The following is a 24,112-nucleotide window of genomic DNA, read 5'->3' as shown; positions in this document are numbered from 1 at the left end:
AATCTTCTCATCCCTTCGAATTTAATGTAATACAGCCCTTCAACGCGGAGTTGGCAACGGATTCTGCGGAAGCGAGGTAAACCAGCGAGTCCTTTGAGCCGTTGCATCCCTTATAATTCCAGCAACTAGCCGATAGCATCGTTTCACCTTCAGCAATTACACCTTTTGAGGTTGTCACACAGCTGGCACAGCCTGTGCTCAGGATTTGCGCACCACTATCGATAAAGGTCTGAATTAATCCTTCGGAAATAGCCTGCTTGTAAACTTCATTAGTTTGTGGTCCAATCGATAACCGCATAGTAATGGGAATCCGTTTTCCTTTCAGAATCACTGCTGCTGTTCTCAAATCCTCAATACTGCCGCCTGTGCATCCGCCAATGAAACATGCCGACAGTGGAGTGCCTTCCAATTCAGCTGCAGGTTGGGATTGATGGATCGACCCCGGCAGAGCAACCATTGGTTGCACATCTCCTAGATCATAGCTTTCTTGGCCCGGTCCTTGATAATCTGTATGGAGAAAAGCTGTCACAGCGCCGCTTCTCGAAGCCAATTGGCAAAGATCTGTTGTTTCTTTCGGAGATAAGGAATTTAAGCCCTTGCCATAAAACTCGATAGCTTTGCCAGCGTATTTAAGTTCTTCCGATGCTAAAAAAGAAATTGCGAAATCTTTGATGGACGCTTCTGGTTTTAGTTGACCCGTAAGTTCCATGTACACGGTTTCCGGAACCACTAAATTCATCTTGCCGCTTGCACACACATGAAGCAATTCGGATGGATTCACATGCAACCCAAGAGCCTGCTCTACACCGAAAATGCTGTTATGCTTGCCTGGCGAAACAATAATGTCACCAGGTTTTACATATTGGTTCAGCAGAACGTGATATCCGATGCCTTGGGATTGGACAAATTTCAGTTCGTGCTTGCGAGCAAATTGGATGAGTTTCTTCTGTATTTCAGCCGATATGAAATTCCCAGCAGGAGTATCGAAATAGAGCATTACGATCACCCGCTCAGGCGCTTCAAGCCGCTTTATATTTTCTAATTCATTTACAATTTCCAATGGTAAACTGTCACTTAAAACGATATAGTTCGGTTCAATAACTGTGGCAACTCCAGACTTTTCGTTCAACATGGATTCGATTATCGTCATATCAAACTAGCTCCTTCCCAATTTCTCTTATCTTTTCGGATATGATAGCCCCCATCTCGCTTGTCCCAATCCGTTTACTTCCTGGTAAGTAGATGTCCTTTGTTGCGTAATTTTCATCTAGTACCCGTCTAACCGCTTCCTCGATGGCTTGGCTTTCTTCTTCCAGACCAAAAGCAAAACGTAGCATCATCGCACCGGATAAAATAGATCCGATTGGATTGGCGATATCCTTGCCTACAATGGAGTAATCTTTATTGTGTATTTGGTTAGGTGTAAACAGACCTTTGCCCTGACGATTGAGCTCCGCTGACGGAAGTACATTCGGTGTTCCTGCCAATGCGGATATTTCATCCGAAAGAATATCTCCGAACATACCAGACGTTAGAATGACGTCATAGTTATGAGGATTGGTAATGACCTGTGCAGCGGCATCATCAATGTACTGATTCACCAGAGTTACATCCCGATAATCTGTACTAACCTCCTGGACAACTTCACGCCACAACTTCGAACTCTCCAAGATAACCGCCTTATCCAAACTTGTGACCTTCTTGCTGCGCCCACGAGCAATTTCAAACGCGGCGCAAGCATTCGTTTTGATCATTTCTTCGTTATAGTACTCTTTATCGAGTGCTTCTTTGCCGTGATCTCCGAATCCCCGGTATCTTTTGGACATGAGCATGCCGCCCGCCAGATCACGAAGCATAAGAATATTAAACCCCTCGCCAATGATACTGTTTTTCAATGGGCTCAATTCCGCCAATGATTTATACACGGAGATCGGCCGCAGGTTTATCGTAAGCTCTAGCTTTTTCCTAAGTAGAGAAAGAACATAGCTTGGACGCTTCTCTTGTGGCAATTCCGGATATTTGTCGAGCCACAGGCTTCCGAGTAATATCGCGTCGCTTTCTTGACATTGCTTTAGGCTCTTATCAGGAAGGGGTTCGCCGTACTTTTGAACAGCCTCGGTTCCAGCTTCACATCGTTCAAAATGAAAGGTATGATGAAATACGTTGCCGACTTCATTCATCACTTTGATCGCTTGGTCAACGATTTCTTTTCCGATACCATCTCCATAAATTACCGAGATATTGTATGCCATCTACCTCATCTTCTCTTTTTAATATTACGGAATAATATTTGTAATCATCCAAGGGGATCACCGTTATATTCCTTGGATTTGCCGAAACATAAAAATAATTACGATTACGCAATTGAGTACAACGTTGTACTAAAAAACAACATCATTAACTATCCATTACACACAAGGCACTCACTATCCTCCTTTTAAAGCTTCGGCGCATGTTGGAATTAAGTTTTAGTACAACGTTTTAGTAGAACGTTGTACTAATTGACAAATTTATTTTATATCAATAAAATAAGCAAATCAAGAGCATGTTCTATTTTTCACAATTGTTCACATTTACAGAAAATTAGATTATGATTATATTTAAGGAAAGTATGACCAATTAATAATTAGATTGGAGACCTTAAAATGGTTACACTGAAGGATGTTGCTAAATTAGCTGAGGTATCTGTTTCGACGGTTTCCATTGTCATTAACGGCAAAACTAAGGAACGGAATATTCCCTCGAAAACTTACAATAAAGTCATGAAAGCCATAGATGAATTAGGGTATCAGCCGAATGTAAGTGCAAGACGTTTACGCAATTTAGATCGGGCCAAGCCAATCATCGCCTTATATTGGACTTTAGATACCCGGACGAATATGCTGACGGCACTGTTGGCGGGGATTCAATCTGAAATAGAAAAAAAACAATTCGATTTCGAGCTTGTTATACGTATTTATACGAATGATCAAATCGCTAAAGACGCTAAAGAGATCATGAATAATACGTATAATGGAATTATTATTGGTGCTACTTCCGAGGCAGATCTGGCGTATTTGGAGTCATTGTCGCCCCGCATGCCAATCGTTTTGATTAATCGCCAGTCTAAAAAATTCTCCACAGTTTATGTTGACTCCAGCGAAGTTGCAATAGAGGCGGTTTCTTTGCTTACTAAACAATCGGTACAACAAATCGGAGTAGTGGCAGTAGAAAGTCCTTATGTGGCTTCCAACCAGCGTATAAACGCTTTTCTTGAAGAATGCAGAAAGCAGCATATTGTGGTTGATCAATCACACATTATAACAGCACCGAATTCGCTTGCTGGAGGAGTCACAGCCGCAGGGAGATATCTTCAATTGACGGATAGACCTAAAACGATATTCTGTGAATCGGATACTATCGTTATGGGAATGATCCATGAATTAAACCGTTTGAAAATTAAAATCCCTGAGGAAGTTGCTATCATATCGATCGGGATGACCGGACCGGATGCTACCCAATATTCTACACCGCCTATTACGGCCATCGATATACCATCCGAGCAAATAGCCGCTGCAGCTATATCTATACTTTCTAAATCGTTATCCCAGAAGAACCTACATGACAGGTTGTTGCCTGTTCATCAAAAAATAGCTCCAACAACTTACATTCGAGCATCATTTCCTTTACCGCCGGATGATAATCTGTAACTTTCCGAGGAGATGAAAGGCTGATCATATGCCCGTTCCTAGATTTTGGCGATTTCCACTTTACATTTAAGAAATACAGAACTGTCCCCATATAATGAGACTGAAGAACACCTTCAAGAATGCAACCATGTCGTAAGATATGGCATATCCTTGGAAGTGTTTTTTTCGTGGTAAGCCTATCTATTAATCCATATACAACACAATGGTTAGAGTAATGCTTAGAAAGAAGTCTGTAAGCAGACAATTACACCGTCTACAACTTTGTATCCCGCTTTTGACGACGGCTATAACGGCTTGTGTCGCGTCGTATCCGGCTAAAAAACTTCCTTGTTGATCCAACCCATCGTCTGAAATGCCTAACTTAAAAGCCCGATGATACTTGCTCATCGGGCTTTGTGTCAGGTGATAAAAAAGTCGTGAACCAATTTTGTTGATTTTACTGCGTTTGCCAGAGCACGTGATAAACATAAAAAATAAAAAGTCTGCAACTCCCACAAATTACCACAAAGAGGAAGTTGGAAACTTGTACTATTGCGATAATATAATTTTCATAACCATTTCCTCAATATACTGAATGTCGCATATAACGTGCTTAAATGATCAATTTTATTTTCAAAGAATTATCTCTGATAACTGTCCATCTTTAGTCCTTTGTCCATATATTTGAACTAACCGCCCTGTAGTTCGTGAGAGTTCAAGAAGTGCTGTCTTCAGATGCTCTTTTTGAACTAAAGTTAGGTTATTATGTATTTTTATTTTTTTAAATTCTTCTATCAAATCTCTTACTAATTCATTATTCACTTCTTTCAATGAAGCCATTATATCTCTAGCTAGTTTATTAATTCTCTTTTTTTGTTCGAATGATAGCTTGATTTTACTTAATTCTTTAAATAGTGAACTTATGGAAGGTAGATTACTATTCCAGCCTCCTGATTCTAATACTGAAAAAAAACGTTTCGGTATGAATATGCTTACGGCATAATTGTGCCGGTGAGCTCGATTCAAGCCTAGCATTCCTGTTAAAATTCCTTACTTAGAACGTCGTCGGCTATCTCTCTCAGCCCTTCCTGCGGCCTATTTCAGCCATTTTATTTCGGAACTCTTCCCCTAAGAGGTAGTAGTAAACGTAGCCGCGGCGCACGTTTTAAGCATCTGTATTTCTTCCTGTAGTCTTCGTGTGCCTTTTGTTGTTCTGGTGTCATAGTCAAAAGATTAAACTCGTCTGCAACGATCGGCAATTACTTCTTTTCGTTTTTCGGGTATTCGGATTCTATGGTGGAATTATCTCTGTTTAAATGGTTTGATTCTTAGTATGCCAAAGGTAAACTACGATTTCTGTTGAGATTCCTGTGGTGGATTTCCCCTTTCATTTGGAAAAAAACACCCGGCAGGATGTGTACCGATAGAAATACGGCATACACCCAAACCGGGTAAGGGATTAGAAAATAATATCAATGGCCTCTAGCACATCTTGCTCCTGTTCGGATTGCCCGTTCAGGGAAATATCCTTCAACAGCACCGAAGGCTGTTCGCAAATTTGGGTGATGATCACGAGCAGGTCCTGAGCGAAATTGTCGATCAGATTGCACGTAAACAACTTGGTTGCATATTCAAACTGCCCGTTCATTCCCTCATCCAGCAACGAAATGACCAAGGTAAGATCAAATTGGGAAACCGTATGAGTTTCCGGATAAGATTCGATCTTGATATCCCCAAAGCTTTGAACGTTATCTTCCTTGGTTTCCAGAACAAACATGACATCGAATACAGGATTGCGGCTTTGATCTCGCGGCGCCTGCAGCTTTTTCACAAGCTCCTCGAACGGATAATCCTGGTGGTCGTAGGCCCCCAGCATCGTTTCTTTGACTTCGTTCAAGTAAGCGAGGAACGTCTTCTCCCCGGACGGATAATGGCGAATCGCCAAAGTGTTGACAAACATTCCGATGAGCGGCTCCAGGTCGGCATGTGTGCGGCCCGAAGCCGGCGTGCCTACAATGAAGTCTTCTTGTCCCGAGTACTTGCTGAGCAGGATTGAATAGGCCGCCAATAACACCATATAAAGGGTGGCACCGTTCTCATCGGCGATGCGCTGCAAGCTGTCGGTCATCTGCTTGTCGATGCTGAAAGGCAGCACATCTCCCTCAAAGCTACGAGCGGCAGGTCTGACAAAATCCGTAGGCAGTTCAAGCGTCGGCAGTTCGCCTTCCAGCACGTCCAGCCAGTAGGCTTCCTGACGTTTCAGCCGCTCTTTTACAGGTTCGGACTGCTGCCAAGCGGCGAATTCCTTGTATTGAATCCGAAGCGGTTCCAGAGTCTCGCCGTTATACAGGCGCAGCAGCTCTTCGACGAAGATGCCCATCGACATGCCATCCGTGACGATATGATGAATGTCCAGCATGAGCAGATGCCGTTCCGCTTCCCATTCGACTAAGCCCACACGTAGCAGCGGCGGCCGCTCCAAATCAAAGACGCGCACAAAGCCGTCTACGATGCTCTTCGTTTCACTTTCCGTCGCTTTCGTATACTCGACGGCAAACTTCAAGTCCGGATAAATCCGTTGTACCGGTTCGCCGTCGACCATTTCGAAGCCAGTTCGCAAAATTTCGTGACGAGCTATCAATCCTTTGAGCGCCCCCTCGAATTGATTCCGTTCCAAGCGCCCGACGAGAACCGTCATGCCGGACATGTTGTAGCTAAGCTCGGCGCCTTCCATCTGCTGCTGGATGTACAGCCGTTTTTGCACGGAGGAAAGCGGATAGTAATCCCTCTTATCCAGAACCGGAATGGAGAGGTGTTCCTGCCGCTCCAATTGGCTGATCGCTTCGGCCATCGCTTCGATGGTCGAGTGCCGGAACACATCGCGCAGCGGCAGGTCCACGCTCAGCTCCTTGTGCACCTTGCTGACCAGCGTCGTCGCCCGCAGGGAGTGCCCGCCGAGGTCGAAGAAGTTGTCCGTCACGCCAATCGTGACCGACCCGAGCACGTCCTGCCAGATGGCGACCAGTTTCGCCTCCAGTTCGGTGCGCGGCGCCACATATTCGCGGCCTGCGCTTGCTCCCCTTTCCGGCGCCGGCAGCGCCTTCCGGTCGATCTTTCCGTTCGGCGTCAGAGGCAGGCGCTCCATCTCCACGAAGTACGACGGGATCATGTACCCCGGCAGCTCGCTGGCAATCGCCCGCTTCAGGTCCAACGCCGTCAAGCCTTCTTCCGCTGTATAATAAGCGCACAAAGCTTTCTGACCTTCTTGATCTTCCCTGACGACGACGACCGCTTCCTTCACGCCACCTACACTCAGCAGCTTCGCCTCGACTTCGCCCGTCTCGATCCGGTACCCCCGGATTTTCGCCTGGTTGTCGATCCGGCCGATGAAGTCCACGTTGCCGTCCTCCATCCACCGCGCCAAGTCTCCCGTGCGGTACAGCCGCTCGCCCGCGGTGAACGGGCTGTCTACGAACTTCTCTTCTGTCAGCTCCGGACGGTTCAAGTACCCGCGAGCTACCCCGACTCCGCCGATAACCAGCTCGCCCAGCACCCCGACCGGCACCGGATTCAGGTGCGCGTCCACGATGTAGAATTTCGCATTCAGCCACGCTTTGCCGATCGGCACATTGCCTGTCTGCGGCAGCTTCGCCAGCTCCTCGTCGTAGAAACTGGAGTCGATCGCCGCTTCCGTCACGCCGTATGCGTTGATGATCCGGAACCACGAGCCAAAGCGTTCCTGCAAGGTCCGGTAATCCGCCACGCTGCAGCTGTCCGAGCTCGTGATCAACAGCTCCAACCGACTCATATCCAGCCCCTGCTCGTGCACGTACTCCAGGAACGGCACGATCAGCGCCGGCGTCGATTCGAAGATGGTGACCTGCTCCCGCTCAATCCAGTGGTGCAGACGAGACGGATCGATCCGGTCGTCCTTCGGCACAATCACCATCGTGCCTCCGTTGTACAGCGTCCGCGCGATATCTCCCACGAACACGTCGAATGAGAAGCTTGCAAGCTGCAGCAGCCGTACCGGGAACTGATCCAACCGGTATTCCCGCCGGTAACCCGCCGCCGTGTTCACCAAGCTGCGGTGCTCGATCATCACGCCCTTCGGCTTGCCCGTCGTTCCCGACGTATAGATCACGTAAGCCAGACCCTCCGGACGGGCTTCATGGAAGCTGTCGGTGCCAACATGCTGATGGCTCTCATCGCCGTCGTCCACAGCATCCGTCAGCTTGCCGGAGACCATGCCCGAGCCAATCGGCGCATTCGCCCGCTCCTCGCTGTACGACGCTTCGTCGTCCAGGTACAGCACCGCCGCCAGCGCCAGCTCCTCTTCGCCGAGCCAGGCTTCGGCGCGCTCTCGCAGCGGCGTTTGCGTCAGCAGCACCTTCGCTCCGCTGTCTTCGAGCATGAACCGCACGCGCTCCGCCGGATAATCCGGGTCCAGCGGCACATACGCCCCGCCCGCTTTCCAGACGGCCAGCACGGCCACCAGCAAGTCCACCGAACGCTCGGCGAGAATGCCGACGATCTTCTCCCGGCCGATGCCGCTTGCGCGCAGCGTAGCCGCCAAGCGGTTCGCCCGCTCGTTCAGCTCCGCATACGTCAGCCGGTCGTTCTCGTACACGACGGCCGCCTCTTCCGGCGTGCGCTCTGCCTGTTCCTCAAACAGTCGGTGGAACGCGGCCGCAGGAGCCGCTTCCGGCTGCGCCGGGTTAAACGCGCAGAGAATTTGCTCTTTTTCCGCCGGTGTCAAAATGCCCAGCTCGGCAATAGTCGCCGACGGGTTGCGGAGAATGGATTCAAGCAGCTGCAAGTAGTGAGCGGCCAATTTCTCCACCGTTTCGGTTTTATAAAGAGCAGTGGCGTATTCAAACAGATATTCCAAGCCTTCCTCGATCTCCGTGACGTCCAAGCTGAGATCGAATTTAGAAACAATTTCTTCGCTGGCATACGTCGACAAATGGAGTCCGGGAAGCTGGATTTCCAAATTCTCTGTATTCTGCAAAGCAAACATCGTATCGAACAGCGGATTGCGGCGTAAATCTCGAGCCACGTTCACTTTATCCACCAGTTCCTCAAACGGATAATTCTGATGTTCAAATGCGCCCAGCGTCGTCTCCTTAATTTCCTTCAAGTAGTCAAGGAATGTCTTACCGGCAGCCGGATAACTGCGGATGGCCAGGGTATTGACGAACATCCCGATCAGCGGCTGAACGTCGCTGTGATTTCTTCCCGCAATCGGCGTACCGACCACCACGTCTTCTTGCCCTGTATACTTATGCAATAATATTGTATAACCAGCAAGCAGAACCATGTAAAGCGTTGCGCCGTTCTCGGCTGCAAGCCGTTTCAGACCCTCGCTTTTCTCGCTATCCATAAACAATTGCAGCGTGCGGCCCTCGTAGCTCTGCATAGACGGGCGCGGATAGTCCGTCGGCAATTCCAAAACCGGCAGCTCTCCGCGGAACATGTCGAGCCAGTAGGCTTCCTGCTTGGCAAGCTGAGCTTTCTGCTCGTCTGATTGCTGCCATACCGCATAATCTTTGTATTGAATGCGGAGCGGCTCCAACTGTTCCCCGCTGTACAAGCGGACGAACTCTTCGATCAGTACGTCAATCGAAACGCCGTCAGATACGATATGATGCGTATCGAACATTAGAATGTGCCGGTCCGGCGCCAGTTCGGCAAGGCCTACCCGCAAAAGTGGCGGCTTCGCTAGATCAAACGGACGAACGAATTGGCGCACCGTTTCTTCCGCCTGCTCCCCGCTGATCTGCACATATTCCACCTGGAAGGCGGCTTCTTCGTAAATTCGCTGAACCGCTTCGCCTTTTACCATCTCAAAGCCGGTACGCAGCGTTTCATGACGAGCTACGAGCCCACGGAACGCTTCTTCAAACCGCTGCCGGTCGAGCTCCCCTTCGAGCAGCATAGCTCCCGGTATGTTGTAGCTCAGCTCGGCTCCTTCCAACTGGTTCAAGATATAGAGACGTTTCTGAGCGGAAGAGAGCGGATAATACTCGCTAGGTTCCGCAGCCGGAATAGCCGTGAACGAGCCGATCTCCAGCCGTTCCATAGCCGCGGCCATTTCCCCAACCGTCGAGTAGCGGAATACGTCGCGAAGCGGGAATTCAACGCCTAGCTCCTTATGCATTTTGCTGACAAGCGTCGTCGCCCGCAGGGAGTGTCCGCCGAGGTCGAAGAAGTTGTCCGTTACGCCTACCGCCTTCTCCCGAACAAGCACATCCTGCCAAATGGCGACCAGCTTCGCCTCCAGTTCGGTGCGCGGCGCCACGTATTCGCGGCCTCCGTCTGCTCCCCCTTCCGGTGCCGGCAGCGCCTTCCGGTCGATCTTTCCGTTCGGCGTCAGAGGCAGGCGCTCCAGCTCCACGAAGTACGACGGGATCATGTACCCCGGCAGCTCGCTGGCAATCGCCCGCTTCAGGTCCAACGCCGTCAAGCCTTCTTCCGCTGTATAATAAGCGCACAAAGCTTTCTGACCTTCTTGATCTTCCCTGACGACGACGACCGCTTCCTTCACGCCACCTACACTCAGCAGCTTCGCTTCGACTTCGCCCGTCTCAATCCGGTACCCCCGGATTTTCGCCTGGTTGTCGATCCGACCGATGAAGTCCACGTTCCCGTCCTCCATCCACCGCGCCAAGTCTCCCGTGCGGTACAACCGCTCGCCCGCGGCGAACGGGCTGTCTACGAACTTCTCTTCCGTCAGCTCCGGACGGTTCAAGTACCCGCGCGCCACTCCGACTCCGCCGATAACCAGCTCGCCCAGCACCCCGACCGGCACCGGATTCAGGTGCGCATCCACGATGTAGAATTTCGCATTCAGCCACGCTTTGCCGATCGGCACATTGCCTGTCTGCGGCAGCTTCGCCAGCTCCTCGTCGTAGAAGCTGGAGTCGATCGCCGCTTCCGTCACGCCGTAAGCGTTGATGATCCGGAACAACGAGCCGAAGCGTTCCTGCAAGGTCCGGTAATCCGCCACGCTGCAGCTGTCCGAGCTCGTGATCAACAGCTCCAACCGACTCATATCCAGTTGCTGCTCGTGCACGTACTGCAGGAACGGCACGATCAGCGCCGGCGTCGATTCGAAGATGGTGACCCGTTCCCGCTCAATCCAGTGGTGCAGACGAGACGGATCGATCCGGTCGTCCTTCGGCACAATCACCATCGTGCCTCCGTTGTACAGCGTCCGCGCGATATCTCCCACGAACACGTCAAACGAGAAGCTTGCCAGCTGCAGTAGCCGCACCGGGAACTGATCCAACCGGTATTCCCTCCGGTAGCCCGCCGCCGTGTTCACCAGGCTGCGGTGCTCGATCATCACGCCCTTCGGCTTGCCCGTCGTTCCCGACGTATAGATCACGTACGCCAGATCCTCCGGACGGGCTTCATGGAAGCTGTCGGTGCCAATATTCTGATGGCTCTCATCGCCGTCGTCCACAGCATCCGTCAGCTTGCCGGAGACCATGCCCGAGCCAATCGGCGCATTCGCCCGCTCCTCGCTGTACGACGCTTCGTCGTCCAGGTACAGCACCGCCGCCAGCGCCAGCTCCTCTTCGCCAAGCCAGGCTTCAGCACGCTCTCGCAGCGCCGTTTGCGTCAGCAGTACCTTCGCTCCGCTGTCTTCGAGCATGAACCGCACGCGCTCCGCCGGATAATCCGGATCGAGCGGCACATACGCCCCGCCCGCTTTCCAGACGGCCAGCACGGCCACCAGCAAGTCCACCGAACGCTCGGCGAGAATGCCGACGATCTTCTCCCGGCCGATGCCGCTTGCGCGCAGCGTAGCCGCCAAGCGGTTCGCCCGCTCGTTCAGCTCCGCATACGTCAGCCGGTCGTTCTCGTACACGACGGCCGCCTCTTCCGGCGTGCGCTCCGCCTGTTCCTCGAACAGCCGGTGGAACGCGGCCGCAGGAGCCGCTTCCGGCTGCGCCGGATTAAACGCGCCAAGAATTTGCTCTTTTTCCGCCGCCGTCAAAAGCTCCAACTGATTCACGCGGATGTTCGGGTTAGCCGCAACCTTCTCCAGTGCTTGGGCAAAATGACCGTGGATCAGCCTGATGTCTTCCTCTCTGAACGTCAGCGCATTGTACGTAAACCGCAGCAAAATATGCTCTTCCGGAATGACGGTAATATCCAGGTCGTAGTTCGTTTGCTCCGGCGACTGGATATTAGCGATTTTCAGCGCTTCTTGGTCTCCGCCGACGACCTGCTCAATCTGTTCTTCCATCGGATAATTTTCAAAGACCATAATATGGTTGATCAAGTCTCGCTTTTGCTCGCTCAGCGACTGAATTTCGAACAGCGGGAACGTTTCGTAAGCTCCCGATGCCAGCGCTTGATCCTGGGTTTTTCTCAAGATATCGGCTACCGTCTCCTCGGCTTTGCCTTGAATACGGACCGGGATCGTATTAATAAACAGGCCGATCATGCTTTCGATGCCCGGAATTTCCGCTGGACGCCCGGATACGACGGAGCCGAATACGACATCCTCGCTGTTGTTGTATACCTGCAAAACCAGTCCCCATACGGTCTGCATGAACGTATTGAGCGTCACCTGCTGCTGGCGCGCCACCCGCTCGATTTGCCCGGTCAGTTCCTTGCTGAGTTCCACATCGATTTCAGCCGCTTCAAAATGGCCCTGCTTCAGCTGCGTTTTCTTCTGGGGCAGCTTGGTCTGCTGATCGTAACCCGCCAAATACTCGGACCAGTAACGCGAAGCTTTCGCGGCATCTTGAGCTTCCAGCCATTCGATATACCGGGAATACGAGGTAGCCGGAGGAAGCTCCAGCGTCTGCTTCTCCTGGAACGCGAAGTAGGTGTCGAACACTTCCTTGATCATGAAGGACATGCACCAGCCGTCCATCAAAATGTGATGGTGACTCCAGATCACATGGTAGGACTCGTCGCCCGTGCGCAAAACTGTCACGCGCATAAGAGAGCCTCGGGCCAAATCGAACTTGTTCGCTTTATCCGCGCTGACGAAATCGGCTATCGTCTTCTCCGGGTCTTCATCGCTTACCGAGCGAATATCTTCGAAGTACACTTCACACTTTCGCTCGCGGAATACCACTTGAATCGGCTCGTCTCTCCAGCCGGTAATAAAGTTGGTCCGTAGCGCCTCATTCCGCTGCACCAGCGTATCCAATCCTTGGGTGAAGGCTTCGACATTCAGGCTTCCGTACAGATCGAAGGTCACCTGTTCGAAGTAAGCTTCCGAATCGGCATCCAGCAGGCTGTGGAACAACATCCCTTTTTGCAGCGGAGTCAGGGTGTATACATTCTCCAGTTCGCCGAGCGCCGCCGTATGTTCGGCCAGCCGCTCCAGTTCCTCCACCGTCACATCTTGAAGCAGTACGTCGCTAGGCGTAAGCTCCGACCGCTCTTTCGATACGCAATGGCTGATGACTTCACGCAAGCTCGAATGAAGCAGGGTGCCCAGGCGCTCTACCGTTTCCCGTTTATACTGGGTTTCCCCATAACGGATCGTGAGTTCCTGCACTCCTTCCGACACCATACCGTTGATATCGAGGACATAATCCATCACTGCATTCGGACTTGAATCGGAGCCCGGGCTGAACGGAGACGGCCGCGAGCCGCTGCTTTCGTAATCCTGGTCGAACTGACCCAAATAGTTAAAGCTGATCTCCGGCTCCAAAGCGAAGCGCTCGCCGTCACGCGGCGCCGACAAATAACGCAGGATGCCGTAGCCGATTCCTTTGTTCGGAATGCGGCGCAAGCTTTCTTTAACCTGTTTCACCTGATGACCGAGCGCCTGAGCGTGACCCGGCTCCAGAACGACAGGGAATTGGCTTGTAAACCAGCCTACCGTGCGCGTAATGTCCACATCCGGCAAAATATCTTCCCGGCCGTGGCCTTCGAGATTCACCAGCACGCGTTCCCGGCCGCTCCAAGCTTGTATCGCGAGGCCAAGCGCGGCAAGCAGCAAATCATTCATTTCCGTATGGTAAGCACGGTGTGCCTGCTTCAGCAGCTGTTCGGTTTCCTCCGCCGTCCAGCGAACGGTCACGAGCCCGCTGTCCTTCAGCTTGGATCTGCCTTGTTCAAAATCTTTCGGAAGCGGCTCATAGGTCAATTGCTCGATATGCTGCCAATACTCTCTCTCGCTTTCCATCGCCGGACCGTTCGCATAATCAGCGAGCTGTTTCGCCCACGTTTGGAATGAATCCGTTTTGAGCGGCAGACGGATCGGCTGCCCTTGCAGCGCCTGCTCATAGCCGGCAGCAAAATCCTCAAGCAGAATCCGCCAGGATACGCCGTCTACGACCAAGTGATGGATCGCGATGAGCAGGTGGTCGCCGTCGTCGCAGCGGAACAAGCCGAGCTTCACCAGCGGACCGTTTTCCAGATCGATGCTCGCTTGAATGTCATTTGCCTTAGCCTCTACCGCTTCTTTCACGTCGCCGACTCCCTTGAAATCGACAACTTCCAGATCGAACAGCGCTTCGTTCTCCCCGGCGCCGCGGTTCCAGGCGGTATAGCCGTTCTCGGTTTGGCGGTAAACCGTACGGAGAGCATCGTGATGCACGACAAGCTGACGCACCGCTTGGCGTAAAGCTTCTTCATCAAAGCCTTGCTTGGAGAACTGCATGAACGCCTGGTTGCTGTGATGCACGTCAGCCGGATTTTGTTCAAAGAACCAGCGCTGAATCGGGGTCAACATGACCTCTCCCGCCACTTCGGCCTGGCTTGCCGTTCTCTCCGCCGTTTGCAGCTGCAAACTAAGGGCGGAAATCGTCGGGTAATGGAACAAATCTTTCATGACCAGCTTGTACCCCGTTTGCAAAAGACGGGACGATACCTGCAAGGCCTTGATCGAATCGCCGCCGAGCGCAAAGAAATTGTCCATCGTGCCGACCTGATCTACGCCCAGCACCGACTGCCAGACCGACGCAAGTGCTTGCTCGGCAGGAGTACGAGGTGCCGTGTATGCAGCCTCGGCACGAATGCTTCCTTCCGGTACAGGCAGCGCTTTACGGTCGATCTTCCCGTTCGGCGTAAGCGGCAATTGATCCAGGCGCATGATGCGCGAAGGCACCATATGGGAAGGCAGCGCGGCGTCCAGATGGGCCACAAGCCCTTCCAGATCGAAGCTGGAATCCGCTACGACATACCCGCACAAATATTTCTGCCCCCGCTCGTCCGTCCGGTCGATGACAAGCGCTTGACGCACGCCGGCAAAATTTTTCATGGCTGCTTCAATTTCACCAAGCTCGATCCGATAGCCGCGAATTTTCACCTGGTTGTCGATCCGGCCGATGAAGTCCACGTTGCCGTCCGGCATCCAGCGCGCCAGGTCGCCCGTCCGGTACAGCCGCTCCCCAGCGGCGAACGGGCTGTCTACGAATTTCTCCGCCGTCAAATCCGGGCGGTTCAAGTAACCGCGGGCCACACCCGCTCCGCCGATAACCAGCTCGCCCAACACCCCGATCGGCACCGGCTTCAGATTCGCATCCACGATGTAGAACTTGGCGTTCAGCCACGCTTTGCCGATCGGCACGCTACCCGTCTTCGGCAGCTTCTTCAGCGGCTCGTCATAGAAGCTGGAGTCAATCGCCGCTTCCGTTACGCCGTAGCTGTTAATAATACGGAACTGCGAGCCGAAGCGCTCCTGCAAGGTGCGGTAATCCGCTACGCTGCACGTATCCGAGCTTGTGATCAGCAGCTGCATCGAGCTGAGGTCCAGATCCTCGGCATGCACATGCTCCATGAACGGCACGATCAGCGCCGGAGTCGATTCGAACACCGTCACAGCGTAGTCGCGAATCCAGCCGTAGAGGCGGGTTGGATCAATCCGGTCGTCCTTCGGCACGATGACCATGGTGCCGCCGTTGTACAGCGTCCGCGCAATGTCGCCGACGAACACGTCGAACGAGAAGCTGGCGAGCTGCAGCAGCCGGATCGGGAACTGATCCAGGCGGTATTCCCGTCGGTAGCCCGCCGCCGTGTTCACCAGGCTGCGGTGCTCGATCATCACGCCCTTCGGCTTGCCCGTCGTTCCCGACGTATAGATCACGTAAGCCAAATCGCGCGGCTTGTTCACATTCGCCGGATTCGATGCGAGATCCGCCGCTAGTACGTTCTTCTCGGCTTCTGCCGTGGCGGACTTTTCGGCAGCAGCCGTTTCCGCTTGCGCCAAAGCCTCCGCCTCTGCGCCTGCTTCGCCCAAAGCTTGTACGCCCACAGCCGCTTCCGCCGCTCCGAGGCTGTACGTCGCGGCGTCGTCAAGCGCAAGCACCGTTTGCAGCACTAGAGCTCCGTCGCTGCACCAAGCTTCCGCCTGCTCCAGCAGGCGGGTCTGCGTGAGCAGCACCGACGCCCCGCTGTCCGCGAGCATATACTCGATCCGCTCCGCCGGATAGTCCGGGTCGAGCGGCACATAAGCGCCACCCGCTTTCCATACGGCGAGCACCCCGATCAACAGCTCCGCCGAACGGCTGGCCAGAATGCCGACCACCTGCTCCGGCTTCACCCCGCGCGCCCGCAGTGCATACGCCAGACGATTCGCTTTGGCGTTCAGCTCCGCATACGTCAGCTTGCTGTCTTCGTAGACAACCGCCAGCGCTCCCGGAGTGCGCTCCGCCTGCTCCTCGAACAGCTCGTGGAACGTTCTCTCTCTCCACGACTCATCCGCTTCCAAACCTGTACCCTCTGCGGCGGGTTGCTTCGCAAAAGCCGAAGACGACACGTCAAACCCGACCAGCAAATCATGCTTTTCGCTGTCCGTCAAGATATCCAAATCCGAAATCCGCGCATCCGGCTGAGCCAGGATCGACGCCAAAAGCTGCTCGTAATGACCCGCCAGCCGTACCATCGTTTCCTGTCTAAACAACGAGGTAGCGTACTCGATCTTGCAAACCAGCTCGTTATCGGCTTCCACGATATCAAAGCTAAGATCAAACTTTGCCGTCTTTTCCTCGATGTCGAACAGCGACCATTGCAAACCTTCCAGGGTTAAATCCAAGCTTTCGTGCTTTTGCAAAGAAAACATGGTGTCAAACAGAGGATTCCGGCTTAAATCCCGGCTCACCTGAAGAGCTTCCACCAGCTCCTCGAACGGATAGTCCTGGTGCTCGTAGGCTCCAAGCGTCGTTTCCTTCACTTCCTGCAAGTAATCCAGGAACGTCCGCTCCGCCACCGGAGCCAAGCGAAGGGCCAGCGTATTGACGAACATGCCGATAATCGGCTGCAGGTCGGCGTGAGAACGGGCGGCAATCGGAGTGCCAACCACTATATCTTCCTGTCCCGCGTATTTATGAAGCAATACGGAGTACGCAGCTAGCAGAAGCATGTACAGCGTCGCCCCCGAATCGCCGGCAAGCCGTTTGAGAGCTTCGCTTTTCTCCGCATCCAGCGTAAACGTGAGCGTTTGACCGTCAAACTGCTGAACGGCCGGGCGGGAGAAGTCGAGAGGCAGCTCAAGAACCGGAAGCTCGGAGCTGAATACCCCACGCCAGTATTCCTCCTGCCGTTTGATGCGCTGGCGCTGCTCCTCGGATTGCTGCCAAACGGCGTAATCCTTGTATTGAATCCGCAGCTCCGGCAATTCCTCCCCATTGTAAAGCCGCACGAATTCGCGCAGCAGCACGTCCATGGAAAGGCCGTCGGAACCAATATGATGAATATCCAGCGCGAGCAGAAATTTCTCTTTCTCCAGTTCGATCAGCAGGGCGCGCAGCAAAGGCGGCTGGGTCAAGTCAAAAGGCTGAATGAAGCCTTCAAGAATGGCCGCAACCTGATCTTCGCTTGCTTGAAGCTTCTCGACTTTGAAAGCTACGAGCGAATGAATACGCTGAACCGGCTCCCCATTCACGATTTCAAAACCGGTGCGCAGCATATCGTGCCGGGCCACCAAAGTAGTCAGCGCCTTTTCCACTTTGGCCTCGTTCAAAGCCCCTTCCAATTGCAAGGCGCTTGGGAGGTTGTAATTCAGCTCCGAGCCATCCAGCTGGTGCAGGACGTACAGCCTTTTTTGCGCGGAGGAAACCGGATAGTACGCTTTCTCTTCCGCTTTCGGAATCGAGCTGTGCCGCGTTTCTTCCAAGCTGGCAATAGCCCCGGCCATCGACTCTACCGTCATACAGCGGAACACATCGTGCAACGGAAGTTCGACGTTCATTTCCTTCCGAATCTTGCTGACAAGGTTCGTCGCCCGCAAGGAGTGGCCGCCGAGCTCGAAGAAATTGTCCAAGACTCCAATGCCGGAGTAGCCCAGCACTTCCTCCCAGATCTTCACAAGCTGGGACTCCGTCCGGTTACGCGGCGCTACGTATTCGACGCCCGTTTGTAAGCCACCTTGCGGCTCCGGCAGCGCTTTGCGGTCCACTTTGCCGTTGGTCGTCAGCGGCATGCGCTCCAACTGCACAAAGTACGACGGGATCATGTACCCCGGCATTCCCTGGGCCAGCGAGGTTCTCATTTCACTGACCGTCAGCGTCCGGTCCGCCACAAAGTAGGCGACAAGCGCCTTCTCGCCCCCGCCGTCCTGACGGGCGAGCACCACCGTTTCTTCCACGCCCTCGACGTTCAGAAGCTGCGTCTCGATTTCGTCCAACTCGATCCGGTAGCCGCGGATTTTGACCTGGTGGTCGATCCGGCCCAGGTATTCGATGTTGCCGTCCGGCAGCCAAGCTGCCAAGTCGCCCGAGCGGTACAGCTTCTCCCCCTCCGCAAACGGGGAATCGACGAACTTCTCCGCCGTCAGATCCGGACGGTTCAGGTATCCTCTCGCAAGGCCTTCCCCGGCCACGTACATTTCGCCCGCTACACCGATCGGCACAGGGCGGCGGTTTTCATCAAGGATGTACACCCTCAGCGTCGGGATCGGCTTGCCGATATTGCTCTTCGCCGCCTCCATTTCGACCCACGTGATTTCCTTATACGTCACGTGAACCGTCGTCTCGGTAATGCCGTACATATTGATCAGCTTTGTCTCCGGGTACTTCGTCTTGAAGCCCTTGAGCTGCAGCGGACTCAGCGCTTCGCCCCCGAAGATGACGTTGCGAATCCGCAGATCGTACGGATGGTCCGCCAAGACCTCACGCAGCAGCTGATAGAAGTACGTTGGTGTCTGGTTCAAAATCGTGACCTGTTCGCGGCCCAGCAGCGCCAGGAAATCGGCCGGATTTTTCGCCGTGAGCGGCGGTACGATGACCAGCTTGCCTCCGTTCAGCAGCGCTCCATACATTTCCCAGACGGAGAAATCGAAGCAGAACGAGTGGAACAGCGTCCACGTGTCGGACGGCCCGAAGTCGAACAGGTTCTTGTCGTTGAACAGGAGCCGCACGACGTTCTTATGCTCGATCAGCGTTCCTTTCGGTCTGCCGGTCGTTCCCGACGTGTAGATGACATAGGCCAGGTTGCCCGGCCCGGAAATCGGCTCCAGGTTCGAAGCGTCCAGCGCATCGGCGGAGTCCGCCCCTCTGTCGCCCCAAACGTAATCGTCCAATTCGAGGCGCGTTCCTGCGAAGTCGGTCTTCTCGTGCAGATGCTTTTGAATCAGCAATAACGACGCGCCCGAATCCTCGATCATGAAGCGGATGCGCTCCTCCGGGTAGTCGGGATCGACAGGCACGTATGCTCCGCCCGCTTTGAGAATCGCCAGAATGCCGACAACCATATCAAGCGAGCGTTCAGCCAGAATCGCTACCAGCTGGTCCGCTTCTACTCCCGTCTCCCGCAGCTTCCGTGCAAGGCGGTTGGATCGCTCGTTCAGCTCGCGGTATGTCAGCTGCCGCTCGTTCATGACGGCGGCCACGTTGTCCGGGTAAAGCTCCGCCTGCTCTTCGAACAAGCCGTGAATCGTCTGCTGCCGCGGGTAGTCCGCCTCCGAATCGTTGAAACCGCGCACCAGCTCGCGGATTTCCTCCTCCTTGAGCATTTCCAGCGAGGCAATATCCCCGTCCGGCGCTGCTGCGATGGTTTCCAGCAGCTTGTCATAATGTCTGGTGAACCGCTCCGCGGTCTCCTGTTTATACAAAGCCGTAGCGTAATCCAACCGGCATTCGAGCTGACCGTCCAGCTCCGAAATGTCCAGGAGCAGCTCGAACTTGGATGTTCGGTTTTCCAGCGGATAAAACGATTGCTCCAGCCCCTCGATGACAATTTGCTCGTTTTCCGTATTTTGCAGGGCGAAGAACGTATCAAAGAGCGGATTCCGGCCGGTCGCGCGTGGAATGTGAAGACTTTCCACCAAGTCTTCGAACAAATAATTTGGGTGTTCGAAAGCCCCGAGCGTGATGTCCTTGATTTCTTCCAGGTACGAAAGGTACGGCTTGGAACGCTCCGGACGGCTGCGAATGGCCAGCGTGTTGACAAACATCCCCACGATCGGCTGCACTTCTTCCTGCGTTCTTCCGGCAATCGGCGTTCCGACAATCAGATCTTCCTGACCCGAATATTTATGCATAAGGATGGAGTAAGCTGACAGTAGCACCATGTACAGGGTCGTCCCCGTCCGCGCCGCCAGCTCTTTCAGCTTCTCCGTCCGCTCTTTCCCGATATAAAACTTCACGGTCCGGCCGTCAAAGCTTTGTACCGCAGGCCGCGGGAAGTCCGTCGGCAGCTCCAAGACCGGCAGCTCGCCCGACAGCTGTTCCAGCCAGTATTCCTTCTGCGGCTGGAGCATCTGCCCGTAAGCTTCGGAATGCTGCCAAACGGCATAATCTTTGTATTGAATGCGTATCGGGGCCAGCTCCTCGCCCCGATACAGGCGGCTGAACTCATCGAAGAGCAGCGCTGTCGAAATGCCGTCCGAGACGATATGGTGCATATCGAACAGCAGAATGTGGCGATCCTCGGCGACTTCGATCAGGCCGATACGGAGAAGTGGCGGCTTGGTTACATCAAACGGGTGATAGTAAGCTTCCACCACTTGGTCCACTTCCCGCTCGCTCGCCTGGAAATAATCGACAGCAAACTCCACCTCATCATAGATGCGCTGAACAAGCTCGCCTTGAACCTGCTCGATCCCGGTACGCAGCGTCTCATGGCGCTGAATCAGCGCCCGGAACGCGTGCTCGACGCGCGTGCGGTCCAGCTTGCCTTCGAGAAGAAGCGCCGCCGACATATTGTAGCTGCGCTCGGCCCCGTCAAGCTGGCGTAGGATGTACAGACGCTTTTGCTCGGATGAAACCGGATAGTACTCAGCCTCAGCCGCCTTTGTAATCTCATACGTCTCCTGCTGCCTTAAACCGCCGATTCTTTGGGCCAGCTGTTCGATCGTGGTGTAGCGGAAAACTTCCCGCAGCGGAACCTCGACTTGTAGCTCTTTCCGAATCTTGGAAACCAGCGTGGAGGCCCTCAAGGAATGACCACCCAAGTCAAAGAAATCGTCTTGGACTCCAACTCGCGCAATACCCAGCACCTGCTGCCAAATGAGAGCAAGTCTTGTTTCAAGCGTTGTGCGAGGAGCCACATACTCACGGCCTGCTTCTACCTCTCCGGTCGGTTCAGGCAGCGCTTTACGGTCAATTTTGCCGTTCGGCGTGAGCGGAAGCTTATCAAGAGACACCAACCGGGCCGGGACCATATGGGCCGGCAGCTCTTGCTTCAATTGGGACAGCAGATCGCTCAGCTGCAAGGAAGCATCCGCCGCCACGTAGCCGCACAAATACTTTTGCCCCTGCTCATCTGTACGGTCGGTCACCACAGCCTGCTTGACGCCCGGGAAACGCAGCAGGGCCGTTTCAATTTCGCCGAGTTCGATCCGGAACCCGCGAATTTTCACCTGATAGTCGATCCGGCCGATGAAGTCGACGTTGCCGTCTTCCAGCCAGCGGGCCAAATCGCCTGTCCGGTACAGACGTTCGCCCGGCACAAACGGGCTGTCCACAAACTTCTCGGCGGTTAGGTCCGGACGGTTCCAGTACCCGCGCGCCACCCCGGCGCCGCCGATGACAAGCTCGCCCGGAACCCCTACAGGAACCGGCTTTAATGCGGCATCGACAATGTAAAACCGGGCGTTCAGCCAAGCTTTGCCGATCGGCACATGACCTGACGGCGGCAGCTTATCCAGAGGCTCACCGTAAAAACTGCTGTCAATGGCCGCTTCGGTAACGCCATAGCTGTTGATGATGCGGAATTGTCCGCCGAATCTTTCCTGCAGCAGTCGGTAATCGGTGACACTGCAAGCATCCGAGCTGGTAATCAGCAACTGCATGGAGCTAATGTCCAGCCCTTCTTCATAAATATGCTGCATGAACGGCAGGATGAGCGCAGGCGTCGATTCGAATACCGTAATGTTTTGGTCCCGAATCCAGCCGTATAAGAGGTTCGGATCAATCCGGTCATCCTTCGGCACAATCACCATCGTGCCTCCGTTATACAGCGTCCGCGCGATGTCTCCGACGAACACGTCAAACGAGAAGCTGGCCAGCTGCAGCAGCCGCACCGGAAACTGATCCAACCGGTACTCGCGACGGTACGCATCCGCCGTATTCACGAGACTACCGTGCTCGATCATGACGCCTTTCGGGCGTCCCGTCGTACCCGAGGTGTAAATCACATAAGCCAAGTCTTGCGGGGCGCTGCCGACAGACTCAAATTCCACGGCTAAGGCATCCCCGTTATAAATCTGTTCATCGTCCATGGCATAGACAGCTTGAAGCTTCAGCCGGTCATCGGCCAACCAACCTCTGGCCCGCTCCAACAGATGACGCTGCGTAAGCAGCACCGATGCATCGCTATCGCTGAGCATGTACTCAATCCGCTCCGCCGGATAATCGGGATCCAGCGGTACATAGGCTCCGCCGGCTTTCCAAACGGCGAGCACTCCGACCAGCAGTTCCACCGAACGCTCCGCCCAGATCCCCGTAATCGTCTCCCTTCCCACGCCCTGTTCGCGAAGGAGAGAAGCCAGCCGCTCGGCGCGTTCGTTCAATTCGCCGTAGGTCAGCTGTTTGTCCATGTAGACGACTGCCGGATGATCTGGAATTTCCCGGGCAAACTTCTCAACATACCGATGAAACGCTTCTCCCTCGCTAAGCCCTGCAACCGGCGGGTTAAAAACGTTGAGAATGCGGTGTCTCTCCTCATCGCTCAGCAGAGAAATCTCGCGTACCGGCAGTTCGGGAGTCTGAAGAAACTGGTCCAGAACGGTTACATACTGTTCCATAATCCGATCAATCTCGGCCGTCTCGAACAGGCCGGTACGATAGGAAGCATGGAGAATTACATGGCCTTCATTCAGCATATGGTCGAAGCGCAGCAGCAAATCGTCCATCTCGTGCCTAGCGAAGTGAGCCTCCAGGCGTACCTTGATTTCTTCGTACTCCACGATTTTTAAAGGCAGATATTCCAGAGACGTACGGAACAGCCCCGAAAGATCGTTGCGGCCGTGTTGTTCGCGTAAATCCTGGATCAATTGGTTATAAGGGTATTTCTGATACCGCAGATCCGCCGTATTCTCCTTGGAAACCGTTTGGATCAAGGAAAGCACGTGCCTGTCCGGATTCAGACGAATCCGCGTAGCCACGGTGCTGACGAACATGCCGATCGTTTCTTTTTCCTTCTTGCTGGTGCGATTGGCGAAAACCGTGCCGACCGGAACATCGGTGCTGTCAGTCAGCTTGTACAATAAGACGTACATGGCAGACAGAAATAACGTATATAAGCTGACCTGATATTGTTCGCTGAAGGCCAGAATGCGTTCATACCGGGAACCGTCCAAAGTGATGGCCAGTTTATTGGATTCGCTGCCGATCGAGAATGGCGGATACGATTTAATGCCGGTCGTTTCAGGCAAAGTGTTATACTTCGTCAGCCAGTATTCCTTGCCTTTTTGATAACGCTGCGATTGCTCATATTCACGCTCCGCAGAAATATAATCCAGATAGGAAGGGGCCTGGTAACTGCTGTAGGTGCCTTTGCGCAGTTCCAGGTATTTTTCCATCACCGCATGCAGCAAAGCATTGACGGACAAGCCGTCGGCGATAATATGATTTACCGTCAAATTGAGCCATACTTGGCCGTTCGCAAAATGGATAATCGTAAATTGGTGGAGGTGTTCGTCGAACACGCTGGCCGGTTTTTCGCTTACTTCTTTCACCCAAGCATAGAATTGTTCGGTTGTGCCTATTTCGAGGCGGCTTATCCTAGCTTGGACATTCTCCGGCTCTTCGAACCACTGCGTTGGATTTTGCAAATCCCCGCTAATGCGGATTCGGAAAACGTCATAGGTTTTGACGATCTCTGCCGCCGCTTGCTCCAGAAGCTGTGTGTTGATCTCGCCCGTAATCTGGTAGGTCGCGGAAAGCATCGTGATGGACGTTCCCGGATTCATAATTTCCATGAACCATATTCGGCGCTGGGCTTGCGTTAATCCATATTTCTCGTTGGTATTCTCTCTCACATCGACACACTCCCGGTTTAGAGATTCTTTATAGATAGGCTTTGTA

General features: G+C 53.6%; 5 protein-coding genes. 1 reads left to right on the top strand and 4 read right to left on the bottom strand.

The window, feature by feature from the left end; translation table 11 throughout:
- Nucleotides 1-7: 7 nt before the first annotated feature.
- Entirely contained in the window at nt 8-1,150 is a 1,143-nt protein-coding gene (locus C0638_RS11390; protein WP_058712447.1) for an aconitase family protein, read from the bottom strand.
- Between the two features lies 1 nt (nt 1,151).
- Nucleotides 1,152-2,252 (bottom strand): 3-isopropylmalate dehydrogenase, encoded by a 1,101-nt coding sequence (gene leuB, locus C0638_RS11385; RefSeq protein ID WP_058712446.1) that lies wholly within the window; start codon nt 2,250-2,252, stop codon nt 1,152-1,154.
- Nucleotides 2,253-2,645: 393 nt separating this feature from the next.
- On the opposite strand from leuB, the gene C0638_RS11380 reads away from it, so the two are divergent.
- Nucleotides 2,646-3,689, top strand: a complete 1,044-nt coding sequence (locus C0638_RS11380; RefSeq protein ID WP_102163493.1) for a LacI family DNA-binding transcriptional regulator — start codon at nt 2,646-2,648, stop codon at nt 3,687-3,689.
- 612 nt (nt 3,690-4,301) lie between these two features.
- Here the strand turns inward: C0638_RS11380 and C0638_RS11375 are convergent.
- Together C0638_RS11375 and C0638_RS11370 are read right to left on the bottom strand one after the other, a co-directional pair.
- A complete protein-coding gene (locus C0638_RS11375; RefSeq protein WP_153008822.1) occupies nt 4,302-4,694 on the bottom strand; it encodes a DUF1216 domain-containing protein in 393 nt (130 codons plus the stop codon).
- Between the two features lie 433 nt (nt 4,695-5,127).
- A complete protein-coding gene (locus tag C0638_RS11370) occupies nt 5,128-24,066 on the bottom strand; it encodes a non-ribosomal peptide synthetase (protein WP_058711375.1) in 18,939 nt (6,312 codons plus the stop codon).
- Nucleotides 24,067-24,112 lie beyond the last annotated feature (46 nt).

The sequence above is a fragment of the Paenibacillus sp. lzh-N1 genome, assembly GCF_002872435.1.
In the GTDB taxonomy this organism is placed as follows: Bacteria; Bacillota; Bacilli; order Paenibacillales; family Paenibacillaceae; genus Paenibacillus; species Paenibacillus polymyxa_C.
This window is presented reverse-complemented; position numbering and strand designations above follow the sequence as displayed.